Genomic DNA, 12,561 nt, shown 5'->3' with positions numbered 1-12,561 from the left:
GTAGTATATCATGATCAATACAGTATTAAGTGTTTTAAAGGATAAACTCAATGAATACCTTAAAAATTTAGGAACGACAGAATTAGATGTTGTAGAGTTTATCAATACAAATAATAATGATCCAGTATCATTTACAGATGATAAGGTTACACCTTTTCTGATTAATGTTGCCGAGGATAGAAAGTTTAGAAACGCTGATCAATATTCAGGAATAATTCAGAATGGAATTAGAACTCAAATTAGCCCAGAGATCAGAATTGAATTGCAAATACTTTTTGTATCAAAATTTAGTGATTACAATCAAGCGCTTAAATTTCTTTCTCATGTAATTAAGTTTTTTCAAGTTCATCGTGTTTTAACACCTTTAAGTGCACCTCAGCTTTCTGAAGAAAATATAGAAAAACTTACAATCGAACTAATATCACTTCCTCTTGAAGAGCAAAATCAAGTATGGCATTCTTTAAACACATCGTATTTGCCTTCTGTTTTATACAAGATACGTTTGTTATCATTTATAGACGAGCTAAGTGTTGAATTTGTAGGTAAAAATGCTTCAGAAATTAGTCTTAATACTATAGAAAAGATAAACAAATGAAGTACAACGAATTCTTTCAGATAACAATAGATCATCAATATTTTTCTGATGCTCAAATGGATCTGGTACTTATACCAGAGGAACAAACATTACAGTTTTTGAGAAAACGACATTTTGTTGTAAAACATACTTCAAAAGGATTAAAAGTATTAATACCATTAGATGAAAAAGAGAATAGATTACCGGTAATAAAGGAAGATGACACACTTAGTTTTAATGTGTTTCCCACAACTAGCGGTTTTGACGAGATTACAGATACATCGATGATTGACAATGATAGCATTTTATTCTTTACCAATAAAGGATTAAAAAACGATAGTAAAGAATTAGTGGTGTCCGGAACTACAGCAAATATGCGTAAGAATGGCTTTCCTGTGATTGCAAAGATAAAAATAGAGTTAAGTAGGGTAGATTTTGATCTTGATAAAGAACCAACCCTATACCAAGTAATCTTCAAGCCAAAAACCGTAAAGTGGAAGTATTATATTCTATCTGGTATCGCAACTACAAAACTAGAAATCAAGGATCGCGACGCTCAATTAACATTTGGTAAGTTAGAAAACCTAAATGACATTCCCGATAAAATAGCAACTGCCCTAAGCTTAAATTTCCCCAATAAACAGTTGTTTGTTTTTGAATCAAGTAAAGCTATTCATTATAGTGATACGGCCCGAAAGAATATTCAATTATTCCAAAATGAAAATATGATTATTAAACACTTGTCTAATCCCGATATAAGTGATAATGGCATTCAAATTATTAAAATCAATTAAGTAAAGTTTAAACATTAAAAATTATCTAATATGTCTAATTATTTAACACCAGATGTGTATACAGAGGAAATTCCTCTACTACCGCCGTCTGTAGCAGGGGTATCTACTGCGGTTCCAGCTTTTATTGGTTATACCGAAAAAACACTAAAAAGCTCAGATGATGAGTCTATACGTCCAATACGAATTTCTACCTTATTAGAGTATAAGGAAATCTTCGGAAAAGCACAATCAGCTTCCTTTGTTGTAGATGTAGAAAACAAAAATGTTATCAAAGGCGTAAAAGTAACGCCACCACAAAGCACTTTATACCATGCATTGGACCTTTATTTCAAAAACGGAGGAGGCGAATGTTACATTATTTCTGTTGGAACATATGATGATTATTCAGATGCTACAGCTAAAGATTCATTTTTAGATGGCCTTAAAGCTTTAGCCAAAGAGGATGAACCAACACTTGTGATGTTAGGAGAAGCTGCAAAATTGCCAGCAGATGATTACCATGAAATTTGTACGGAAGCTTTGAAACAATGCAACGAACTTAAGGATAGGTTTTGCGTTTTTGATACTAAGAAAGATGATATCGACGGAAGTAGTTTTAGAAATGGAATTGGGATCAATAACTTGAAATACGGAGCTGCTTATACACCATACATACAAACTTCACTTTCGTATAAGTATGATGATTCGGATGTAATAGTTAAGCAATTAACTTCTTCTGAAGACAGTGCATTCGAAGTAGAATATCAAGGGATTAGAATCACGTATTCGGGTGATAATGCTACAAGTCCAAAGTTTAGAGTAAACGGAGGAACAGGAACAACAGTAGAGATTACAATATCGACTAATAATTTATTAAGCATAAAAAATGTACCAGATACGGGTATAGATGTAAATAGGATACTTGAAGCTTGGGCATTAATTAGTGATAAAAAAGGTTTTGATATTGTAGCATTTGATGAAAGTGGTATTGTTAGCCAAACTTCCTCTCCTTCTAGCCAGGATTTAATTAAAAACGGACAATCAGAAAATTTAAAGTCTTATAAAGAAGACCAATCTGCGTTGTACAATAAAATTGTAAATCAACTGGCAAAAGAAAAAATGATTTTGCCTCCAAGTTCAGCTATAGCTGGAGTTTATGCTACAACAGATAGAGAAAGAGGAGTGTGGAAAGCACCTGCAAATGTTAGTCTTAATGCGGTTAATGGTCCTATAGTGAAGATTACTTCTTCAGATCAAGAGAAACTAAATGTAGATACTACGGCAGGAAAATCTATAAACGCTATCCGCAGTTTTGTTGGAAAAGGCACTTTGGTTTGGGGAGCAAGAACATTAGCAGGAAATGATAACGAATGGCGCTATGTATCTGTTCGTCGATTATTCAATATGATTGAAGAATCCACTAAAAAAGCATCTTATTTTGCCGTTTTCGAACCTAATGACCCATCAACTTGGTTAAAAGTAAAAGCCATGATCGAAAGTTTCCTTTACGGAATCTGGCAACAAGGAGGTTTGGCAGGTTCTACGGATGAGCAAGCTTATTTTGTAAATGTAGGGCTAGGAAAAACCATGACACAACAAGATGTCCTAGAAGGGCGAATGATCATAGAGATTGGTATTGCAGCTACGCGTCCAGCAGAGTTTATCATTCTGAAATTCTCTCATAAACTACAAGAGGTTTAATACAGTAACCTAATCAAAATCATTCAATTGTAAAATATTAATAAATGAAAAAATGGCGTTAACAAAAGAACAAATCAAAACAGATTATCCATTACCTATTTATAATTATAGAGTGGATATTGATGGAGTATCCTTCAGCTTTTCAGAAATATCAGGTCTTGAGCTTTCATTCGAATCTATTACCTATAAAGAAAGCTTTGCATCTGGTGGTAAAGTGGGACCCAATATTATGTATATGCCTGGGCAGATTCAACCTGTAAATATTAGCCTTAAAAAAGGATTTGTAAAGGGTAAAAGTATCCCGGTTTTTTATGAATGGATCAATGGTATCCAATTAAATCGTGTGGATAAGAAGGATATTGTAGTTCATCTTTTAGATGAAACAGGAAATACTGTTGTGAACTGGAAAGTAATTGATGCATTTCCAACAAAACTGTCAGCACCATCCTTTGATGCCAATTCCAATGAAGTGGCTATAGAGTCTATGGAGCTTATGGCTTTCAGAGTAACTATGGAAGAATTAGCATAAACATTACTATATGCGATCCAGATAATGTCGTTGAGTTAAGAAAAAGTAATATTCAGATGTCACACTGAGCTTGTCGAAGTGAATTCAAAAACAAAGTGTTAATGGTCTTCGACAAGCTCAGACTGACAACACAAAAATTTAACTTAACAACATTGATAATCCAGGTTAATTGTCTTGCGGGCTTGTCTCCAGTAATTGATACTATATAAATAACCTCTTATGGCAACAGATAAACAAAAAATTATTGAAGATTATCCTTTACCAGTATATAACTACAGGGTAATTATTAACGGAAGCGAGACAATGTCCTTTTCTGAAGTTTCAGGTCTTGAAATTGATCATGAACACGTAATGTACAAACATGGGTTTAGTTGGGTAACAGGAATCCACTTGATTCGAGGTCAAAGAAAACCTATTAATGTTACACTTAAACGTGGGCTTGTAAGTAAAAGAAAGGATTTATACGATTGGATAAAAGCAGGTGAAAAAAAGGACATTAGGATAGAGCTATGTGATGAGACTGGCACGGCGGCGGTAAGCTGGGATATATCCCGAGCCCTGCCCTTTAAAATGGATGCACCATCATTTAGCGTTAGCACTAACGATATTGCCATAGAAAGTTTGGATTTGATTGCTCATGATTTAAGGATTACACACAACCAATGATTATTATATGTCACAGTTTTTAGAAAAAATAAATTTTGCAGACAGAACTCCCGAATTATCCCATAGGTTTGGAGTCTTTTTCTTCGCAGGAGGTTTGATACCCAATCCTATAGATATAAGATTTCAGAAAGTTAGTGGGATGAGTACCGAGGTACAATTGGAAACTATCAATGAAGGAGGACAAAACCTGCATACACATCGTTTACCAAGCAAGGTTAGTTATACTAATTTAGTTTTAGAGCGAGGGTATGTCACTAGTCGTATACCCTCTCCTTTAAACCTTGAGTTTAATCTAGCATTTTCTAGGTTTAAATTTTACCCTTCTAATGTATTAGTGACCAAGTTTAATGAGGCGGGTAATCCAATAGGAGCATGGCTTTTTCTAAAAGCATATCCGGTTAAATGGTCGGTGTCTGATCTCGATGCACAGTCAAATTCTGTAGCAATAGATACAATGGAGCTCGCATATACCAGATTTCAAATAATGAGGATATAAAATGGCAGTAGAAATCAAAGAAATAGTGATTCGGGCAGTATTGACAGATGAGGAAAAGTCTGGCAAATCATCTCAAGAAGTAGGACTTGAGAAAGAGAATCTAGTACAAGAATGTGTCGATCAAGTATTGAAAATATTAAGTAAGAAAAACCGTAGGTAAAATGGCGTTTAACTTTTTAAAGTTTGAAAAACTTACCATTGTAAGTTACGATAAAGTAGAAAGAGAGGATAAGGTAGATGAGTTTGTGGTGATGTTTAATCCAGAGTCGTACTCGCTATCTTATGAAAATATATATAGTAGAGCACAAGGAATAAATACTAGTGGGCGAGTGGCTAACTATGCAATGAGTAAACCTGAAAAACTCAACCTTAAGATCATTTTAGATGGTAGTGGTGTAAGTACTTTTGGATTAACAAATATCATTGGTAGAGGTCACGACGATGTGTATAAACAGGTACAACGCTTTTTAGAAATGACCAGTTATATGGATGGTAAGCTTCATGAACCTAGGTTTTTAACTTTAAAATGGGGAGATCTGCTATTTAAGTGCCGCTTAGGTTCTGTAACTATAAATTACACCTTATTTAATAGTAGTGGTATTCCGTTACGAGCAGAATTAGATACTTCATTTTTTGGTGATATAGAAAAATCAGAACGCCTTAAAAAAGAAAGAAAAAGCTCTCCGGATCTTACGCATTATAGAATAGTTGGAGCTCATGACAGATTGCCTTTAATGTGCGAAAAAATTTATGGATCGCCACAATATTATGTACTAGTGGCAAAGGCCAATAATCTAGATGATTTTAGAAACTTGAAACCAGGACAGGAAATTTATTTTCCTCCAATAGAAAAGTAAATAATGGCAGTAGTTACAGCAACTATTACGAGTGAAGGAATAGAAATGGAAGGTCGATACGAACTTCTGTCTATTGATGTGAGCAAAGAATTTAATAAAGTTCCAACAGCCGAATTGAGGTTGATTGACGGTATTGTTTCGCAACAAAAATTTGATATTCTAGACGAACGTTTTTTTGATCCTGGTAAACGGATAGAGATTGCTCTTAGATATGAAAATGAACCTCAAAATGAAGATACCGTCTTTATTGGAATAGTCGTAAACCAGTCGTTAGAGTTAAATAAATTTGGTACTACACTTACTATTGAATTAAGTGACGAAGCCATCAAAATGACCAATGCTCGTAAAAATGCAGTATACATTGGCGAAAAGGATAGCGTGATCATTGAAAAGCAAATAAAACAAAATGGTTTAAAAGGGACGATGACTGAAACTGTAGTAACACATCCGCAGATGATTCAATACTATGCCACAGATTGGGATTTTATGGTTTCGCGAGCAGAGGCCAACGCACAATTGGTGAGTGTTAATAACGGGGAGATAGCTGTTTTTAAACCTACAATTCAAGTACCTTCATTTGAGCTGGAATTAGGACAAAAAGAAATTTATGATTTTGACCTAAAGGTGAATGCAGGCAATCAATATCATGAAGTTAACGCTGTGGCTTGGGATAGCTCTAAGCAAACACTTACTACACCCGATAAAGGTGATGAATATAAAGTCCCTCAGGGAGATCACGATATTTCTAAAATTGCCCCTACAGTAGGAGCAGAAGAAACAACATTAATCCATGCTGCGACAATGGATACAGAAGAGCTTAAGGCTTGGTCAGATAGTCAAATTCTTAAATCAAGATTGTCGTTTTTCAGAGGCTGGTTTAAAATCGTTGGAACACCAAAAATTCAAGTAGGACAAACTATTGCCATCAAAGGGGTAAGTAAATCCTTTACAGGAGAGAATATTATAACAGGAGTTAGACATGAAGTGACACCAGAAGGTTGGATTACTCATCTGCAAATTGGGATGGATCCTTGTTGGTTTGCGGCACAGTCTAATGTAACAGATACAAAAGCGGCAGGTTTACTTCCTGGTGTAAATGGATTACAAATAGGTATTGTAAAAGCACATAAAGAAGACCCAAAGCACCCGTTTCAGGTTCGTGTTATGATTCCGGCTTTAGGACCAGATAAAGATACAGTATGGGCGCGCTTAGTTACTATAGATGGAGGGGTTGAGAGAGGCATGCTTTTTAGACCAGAACCAGAAGATGAGGTCATTGTAGGGTTCTTAAATGACGATCCTAGACAAGCAATTATTCTTGGATCAATGCATAGTGCTAAAAATAAAGCACCGATACCTTTTGATGAAAAAAATAGTCAAAAAGGAATTTTTACCAAATCAAAATACCAATTGCTTTTTGATGAAGGTAAAGAAGTAATTACGCTATCCACATCAGAAAAAAATCAGATTAGTATAGATGAAAAACAGAAAATTATAAAGATGTCAGATGCCAATGGTAATCATATCGAGCTCAATACAAATGGAGTAATGATTATAAGTGCAAAAGATTGTCAAATTAAAGCTGAAGGCAATTTTAATATTGAAGCCGAAGGAAATGTGAGCATTAAAGGAAGTAAAGTGGATTTAATATAGAAAATGAACATGGAAACTATAACATTAGAATTAACAATAGACGAAACCAATACAATACTAACTGGATTAGGACAACAACCTTATATTAAAGTAGCTGATCTAGTTCATAAAATTCAAGAGCAAGGAGCTTCTCAACTCGCAACCGATATACCTGAAAACCATACTGAAAAAGAATTAGAAAATATAATATCAGAAAGAGATGGAAAATAAATTTTTAGGTAAAGGATGGTCTTTCCCCCCAGAGTTTTATGCGCATGGAGCAGCTGTAGAAATGAAAGAAGGAGAAGATGATATTAAACAAAGTCTTCAAATTCTTTTATCAACGGCACTACAAGAACGCATTATGCAATCAGGATTTGGTTGTGACCTTAACAGATTTTTATTTGAAGAAACAAGTCAAGGAGTTATCAATGATATACGTAGTACAGTATCAAATGCCATATTAAATCATGAGTCAAGAATATTGGTAGATGATATTAAACTTGAAAATTCAGATTTAGAAAATGGTTTGATTACTATTTCTATTGACTATACAGTGCATATGACCAATACCCGTTCTAATCTGGTGTATCCATTTTATATAAATGAGGCCTCGATTTAACTCGGGTTTTCTAATGCATAAAACGGGTTGAATAACGAATCAAAATAAATAAGACAATGGATTTGATAATTATGGATGGCGATACAGTTCAATTTTCTACAATAGGAGCCATTACTTTGTTACCTCCTATGCCTACAACGGTGATAAAGGCTTCTGGAGAAACAACTATCAATGGTAAAAAAGTTTGCGTAGAAGGGGATGAAAAAAAAGTAGAGATCGCCAATTGTTCGTATATAATTCCGCCATTCACAATACCCGGTTCTGGCACATTGAAAATAAATAATTTAGCACCAAATCAGCTAACACAAAAAAGCAAAAGCGATAACAAAAGTCTCATTCTAAAAGGAAAACTGTTCATAGCGATTTTTGAAGTCAAATCCCCAGCCAAACAGCCACCTCCAGTAAATGCACCAGACCCATTACCTATGCACATAGGTACAGGAAAATTAATACCAAATAACATTAAGATAAAAGCCACTTAATTAACACATAGTAGTAGAATAGATGATGAATACTATAAAAACTCAAAACCTCCTTTTTAAGGATGGAACTAGTCAACAAGACCGTGATCTAGAAGCCATACATCCAGACTACGTTAAGATAGAAGGGCGTAGCATGAAAGAACTAATTGCAGAGGCGCAATGTCTGGCAAAAGAACTTCGATTTTTTGATGAAAATAACGAGTTCAAACCCGGAATATATTGGGATTCATTTCTAGTTGAAAACGGTGTAGATTATATTTCCAAACAACCCTTCGAACAGAAAACTATGCGTGAGGAATGGGCAAATCAGTTGGCGGCTTACGTAGAAGATCCAGAGAGCTTTTTAAATGATGAGGAAAAACTACATAGATTATCGCAACCACATGTAGTCCTTTTTTTAACTTTTCTGAAATTGCTTAATCATATTAAAAATCAAATCAATGGATTAACGCAAAAACACCTTGATTTTTATTTTACAGAGCGCTTAGGGCTTACACCCAAAGAAGCAGTTCCAGATGTGGTAAATGTTTTATTTGAACTTATAGAGAATATAGATCAGCTTGAAATAAAAAAGGATACCGTTTTAGTTGCAGCAGTAGATGAAGAAGGTAATGAACTGCATTATAAAACAGATAAAGATACCATTGTTAGTCAGGCTAAAATAGCGCAATTAAAAAATGTTTTTGTAGACAAACAACGACTTACTATTAAAGACGCCCATCTTATTAATAGAAATACTCCCCACCGTGGAATCATCCAAATGATGGAAATGGCACTTGGGCATCCGAACCCGGGAGACCCACTTCCTGATTTACCAGAAGGAGTAGCTACTATTTTTGAACTAGAACCACTGATTCAAGATGATGACCCGAAGGGGTTATCATACGTGACAGCACAATTATTTCTTAAAGTACAAGATTTCGAACGTATCCTTCAGAAAAACCAAGAAGAAAAAAATGGCATACTTACAGATTGGCAAGAGGTATACACTATTTTGGATTCAGGGTACAAAAACAAAATCAAGCATAAAAGACAGCAGGAGCTAAAAGAACTACATGATAAAGAAGGTTTTGATACACTACTAAAACATGTGTATGGAAATCCAAATGCTGGAGATGACCTCCCTTTGTATAGAGGCAATCAAGCTTCACTTGCCAATGTTTTTGAGGACCTTAAGAGTACCGATGTAAATATCAGTCACGAAGCTTCAGAATATATCAATGAAGAGCTTAAACTTAAAGAACCTGATTTTATTCATATTGTACAGACAAGTAGTAATCTAAGTGACAAAGAAGAAGACTGGAATAGAATATACCGATTACTAGAACTAATAAATCGTCAGATACGTGGTATATCGCTTCCTTCTCCTACTACAGAAAAAACCTTTAATGTTTATGCCAATTCTGATGCAAGATCTACTGCTTTTAGTCAATATGGAGATAAAGATGAGAGCAACCGTTTCAGAACTTTTGGGAACAGACAACCAAATATAGATCAGCAGTTACTACCAGCAAACATAGGCTTTGCTATCAGTTCTCCAACTTTATTGCTTAAAGAAGGTAAAAGAACCATTACTACTTTTTTAGATTTTGGAGTAAAGAATAGTGACGCAAATGCAGTAGCGACCATTTTTAAAAATAAAAAAGATGTATTTGATGTATACCTGAGTAGTGAAGAACAATGGTTTCAGCCAGAGCGAACATCTCTTACGTTTGGAAATTTTGTTTCGGAGCAACCTGAAAGTGAATATGATGCAAAAAATGTTTCTTTTAAAAATGATAATTCGCAGGTAGTCATTACAGAAAAGGAAAAAGATTTTAATGAGTTAGATCTTGGTAAATACTTATTCTTTCCTGATCGTGGAGGTAATAAGGATGATGGTCACCTGTACCAAATTGCAAAGATTAGATCAGCAAACGAAGTAGACATAGATAGTATAGGCAGTATAAGTAAAACGGGAAACACAATTCAAAAATTTCCATCTAGTCAGGTATTGCCAAATACACTTAAGGTAGTTATTCATCTTCTTGAAAAGGATCTGCCAGTGGTAACACCATATATGAATACAAGTTTTAATGAATTTATAAATAGCAAACAACCATCATTGGTATTTTCGCTAAGTCACCATTTAGAGGGATTAATAGGTAAACAAAATTACCGCAGTAGTTATCAAAAACTAATGGAGTTAGTACTCCATAAAGTGAATCTATACGTAGAGGTTGAGGGGATAAAAGATATTGTTCTTCAAAATGATCAGAACACGATTGATGCTAAGAAACCGTTTGAACCATTCGGGTTTGAACCCGAAATAGGAAACAATTTTTATATCGGCAATGAAGAAATTTCTCAAAAGAAGTTATCTAATTTGAATCTTGATCTAAAATGGATAAAGCATCCAGAAAATTTCAAGGAACATTATAAGAATTATTGGTTGGTAGATACCGATAATGCGAGTCTTGACGAAAGTGACTATACAATTAAAGCGAATGATGATTTTGTAGCCCAATTATATATCTGTGAAAATAATGCTGAAAAACGTATTTCGTCCTTAAAACTGTTCCCACCCGATGGAGAAGTATCAGATACGAATGTTTCTGAGTTGTTAGAAACAAGTGGTTATCAATATCACGAAATGCCTAAGATCAGTACCAAAGGAAAAGATAATGTGACAGATTGGGATCGTTATTTTAAGTTAGAGCTTGATCCGCTAGATTTTCAACATTCACTTTACAATACTCTTTTTGTAAATCAAGCAATTTCTGATCATGATGAAATAAAAAAACTCAAAATAAATAAACCTTATCAACCCAAGGCAAAGAGTATATCTATAAGTTATACAGCGCAGACGTCAATTGTACCAGAGATAAATGCTCCAAACAGTTACGATACCTTGTATCATCTTCACCCATTTGGATTTGAAGCGTTAATACCAGGTGAGACCTCTAGTGTATTACCGACATACAATGATGAAGGAACGCTATACTTGGGAATAACTAAGCTTACAACACCTAATGTATTTTCTGTTTTGTTTCAGATGGCTGAGGGAAGTGCAAATCCTGACGTAGAAAAACCAGCCGTACAATGGAGTTACCTGCAAAATAATGAATGGGTACCCCTAGCAACGGCAGCTATTTTATCTGATACCACCAATGGTTTGGTAAATACAGGTATTATACAGATTAAAATTCCTGAAGATGCGACTACTGGCGGCACACTACTATCAGATGCGTTACATTGGCTTAAAGTAAGTGCTTCTACTAATATAACAGGGATCTCTGATACCATTGCGATACAGGCTCAAGCCATTAGTGTAACACTTGCCAATGACGTGGTTGCACCTTCTCATTTTAAAAATCCTTTAGCTTCAGAGACCATTACAGAAACCTTAGCGTCTATTCCAGAAATAAAAAGCATTACTCAGCCCTATACCTCTAGTAAAGGAAAACCAGCAGAAGAGGGAACTATATTTTATAAGCGCCTTAGTGAACGCCTTCGGCATAAAAATAGAGCAATTACTACTTGGGATTATGAGCATATGGTGTTAGATAATTTTCCAGAAGTATATAAAGTAAAATGTCTTTCTTCAACAGAACAATTAGGAAAAGTAGCTATTGTTGTCATACCAGATATTAGAAAAAACCTGCCGTTTAATCCGTTTGCACCAAAAGTAGCTGCAGATACACTTTTACAAATCAGAGAATTTCTTGATAATCATTCACCTGCCTATGCAGAAATAGCTGTACATAACCCTTCATACGTACAAATATTGACTAGATGTACGGTACAGTTTTATCCAGACTATGACACAGGCTTTTACAAAGAAAAATTGATTGATGAGCTCAAACGCTTTTTATCTCCATGGGCGTATAACCAAGATAGCGAGATCAGAATAGGAGGTAGTCTTCATGCAAGTGTACTCATCAATTTTATTGCAGAAAGACCATATATCGATTATGTAGCCAATTTAAAGTTATTTCAAAGTGAGGATGGAAAAACCTTTACAGATGTTAGAAGTATTAATAATGGTAAAGCTATTGTAGTACCATCTCGACCAGATACAGTGATGGTTTCTGGAGCAACGCATTTTATTGATATTGTTGATGAAAACGGTTATGATGAGGATAGTTTTCAAGGCATCAATTATATGCAAATAGAGTTAGATTTTGAGGTAGCCAAAGACGTAACGCAATCCTTGAGCGAATCATAAAAATGTAAAAAAAGAAACTAAT

Annotated in this window: 13 protein-coding genes; all 13 read left to right on the top strand. The window is 34.8% G+C overall.

The genetic code is table 11. From position 1 onward, the window contains the following. Positions 1–10 precede the first annotated feature (10 nt). A complete protein-coding gene (locus AWE51_RS10855) occupies positions 11–595 on the top strand; it encodes a DUF4255 domain-containing protein (protein WP_066313396.1) in 585 nt (194 codons plus the stop codon). Next, complete coding sequence (locus tag AWE51_RS10850) at positions 592–1,368, top strand: hypothetical protein (RefSeq protein WP_066313393.1); 777 nt, start codon at positions 592–594, stop codon at positions 1,366–1,368. The genes AWE51_RS10855 and AWE51_RS10850 overlap by 4 nt, the downstream gene beginning before the upstream one ends. 30 nt (positions 1,369–1,398) lie before the next feature. Then, a complete protein-coding gene (locus AWE51_RS10845) occupies positions 1,399–3,048 on the top strand; it encodes a phage tail sheath family protein (protein WP_066313390.1) in 1,650 nt (549 codons plus the stop codon). Positions 3,049–3,100: 52 nt separating this feature from the next. Beyond that, a complete protein-coding gene (locus AWE51_RS10840) occupies positions 3,101–3,577 on the top strand; it encodes a phage tail protein (protein WP_066313387.1) in 477 nt (158 codons plus the stop codon). A gap of 219 nt (positions 3,578–3,796) precedes the next feature. Continuing rightward, positions 3,797–4,243, top strand: a complete 447-nt coding sequence (locus AWE51_RS10835) for a phage tail protein (protein WP_066313385.1) — start codon at positions 3,797–3,799, stop codon at positions 4,241–4,243. A gap of 7 nt (positions 4,244–4,250) precedes the next feature. After that, positions 4,251–4,739, top strand: a complete 489-nt coding sequence (locus AWE51_RS10830; RefSeq protein ID WP_066313382.1) for a phage tail protein — start codon at positions 4,251–4,253, stop codon at positions 4,737–4,739. Position 4,740: 1 nt separating this feature from the next. Next, positions 4,741–4,899 carry a DUF5908 family protein gene (locus AWE51_RS26460; RefSeq protein WP_157766073.1) on the top strand — a complete coding sequence of 53 codons (159 nt, stop codon included), beginning with the start codon at positions 4,741–4,743 and terminating at the stop codon, positions 4,897–4,899. Between the two features lies 1 nt (position 4,900). After that, on the top strand, positions 4,901–5,596 hold the full coding sequence (locus tag AWE51_RS10825; RefSeq protein ID WP_066313379.1) for a CIS tube protein: 696 nt from the start codon (positions 4,901–4,903) through the stop codon (positions 5,594–5,596). Between the two features lie 3 nt (positions 5,597–5,599). Beyond that, on the top strand, positions 5,600–7,249 hold the full coding sequence (gene vgrG, locus AWE51_RS10820; RefSeq protein ID WP_066313377.1) for a type VI secretion system tip protein VgrG: 1,650 nt from the start codon (positions 5,600–5,602) through the stop codon (positions 7,247–7,249). A 9-nt stretch (positions 7,250–7,258) separates the two neighbouring features. Then, positions 7,259–7,459 carry a hypothetical protein gene (locus AWE51_RS10815; protein ID WP_066313375.1) on the top strand — a complete coding sequence of 67 codons (201 nt, stop codon included), beginning with the start codon at positions 7,259–7,261 and terminating at the stop codon, positions 7,457–7,459. Next, entirely contained in the window at positions 7,449–7,850 is a 402-nt protein-coding gene (locus tag AWE51_RS10810) for a GPW/gp25 family protein (protein ID WP_066313373.1), read from the top strand. The genes AWE51_RS10815 and AWE51_RS10810 overlap by 11 nt, the downstream gene beginning before the upstream one ends. 56 nt (positions 7,851–7,906) lie before the next feature. Further along, on the top strand, positions 7,907–8,332 hold the full coding sequence (locus AWE51_RS10805; RefSeq protein ID WP_066313371.1) for a hypothetical protein: 426 nt from the start codon (positions 7,907–7,909) through the stop codon (positions 8,330–8,332). Positions 8,333–8,354: 22 nt separating this feature from the next. Beyond that, positions 8,355–12,539, top strand: coding sequence for a baseplate J/gp47 family protein (locus tag AWE51_RS10800; RefSeq protein ID WP_082832401.1), 4,185 nt, complete (start codon positions 8,355–8,357; stop codon positions 12,537–12,539). The last annotated feature ends 22 nt before the right edge of the window (positions 12,540–12,561 follow it).

The organism is Aquimarina aggregata, assembly GCF_001632745.1.
Taxonomy (GTDB): domain Bacteria; phylum Bacteroidota; class Bacteroidia; order Flavobacteriales; family Flavobacteriaceae; genus Aquimarina; species Aquimarina aggregata.
This window is presented reverse-complemented; position numbering and strand designations above follow the sequence as displayed.

Excerpts from the sequence above, each read along its gene's own strand:
- AWE51_RS10855 (WP_066313396.1), top strand. The coding sequence starts at position 11 with ATGATCAATACAGTATTAAGTGTTTTAAAGGATAAACTCAATGAATAC.
- AWE51_RS10850 (WP_066313393.1), top strand. The coding sequence starts at position 592 with ATGAAGTACAACGAATTCTTTCAGATAACAATAGATCATCAATATTTT.
- AWE51_RS10845 (WP_066313390.1), top strand. The coding sequence starts at position 1,399 with ATGTCTAATTATTTAACACCAGATGTGTATACAGAGGAAATTCCTCTA.
- AWE51_RS10840 (WP_066313387.1), top strand. The coding sequence starts at position 3,101 with ATGGCGTTAACAAAAGAACAAATCAAAACAGATTATCCATTACCTATT.
- AWE51_RS10835 (WP_066313385.1), top strand. The coding sequence starts at position 3,797 with ATGGCAACAGATAAACAAAAAATTATTGAAGATTATCCTTTACCAGTA.
- AWE51_RS10830 (WP_066313382.1), top strand. The coding sequence starts at position 4,251 with ATGTCACAGTTTTTAGAAAAAATAAATTTTGCAGACAGAACTCCCGAA.
- AWE51_RS26460 (WP_157766073.1), top strand. The coding sequence starts at position 4,741 with ATGGCAGTAGAAATCAAAGAAATAGTGATTCGGGCAGTATTGACAGAT.
- AWE51_RS10825 (WP_066313379.1), top strand. The coding sequence starts at position 4,901 with ATGGCGTTTAACTTTTTAAAGTTTGAAAAACTTACCATTGTAAGTTAC.
- vgrG (WP_066313377.1), top strand. The coding sequence starts at position 5,600 with ATGGCAGTAGTTACAGCAACTATTACGAGTGAAGGAATAGAAATGGAA.
- AWE51_RS10815 (WP_066313375.1), top strand. The coding sequence starts at position 7,259 with ATGGAAACTATAACATTAGAATTAACAATAGACGAAACCAATACAATA.
- AWE51_RS10810 (WP_066313373.1), top strand. The coding sequence starts at position 7,449 with ATGGAAAATAAATTTTTAGGTAAAGGATGGTCTTTCCCCCCAGAGTTT.
- AWE51_RS10805 (WP_066313371.1), top strand. The coding sequence starts at position 7,907 with ATGGATTTGATAATTATGGATGGCGATACAGTTCAATTTTCTACAATA.
- AWE51_RS10800 (WP_082832401.1), top strand. The coding sequence starts at position 8,355 with ATGATGAATACTATAAAAACTCAAAACCTCCTTTTTAAGGATGGAACT.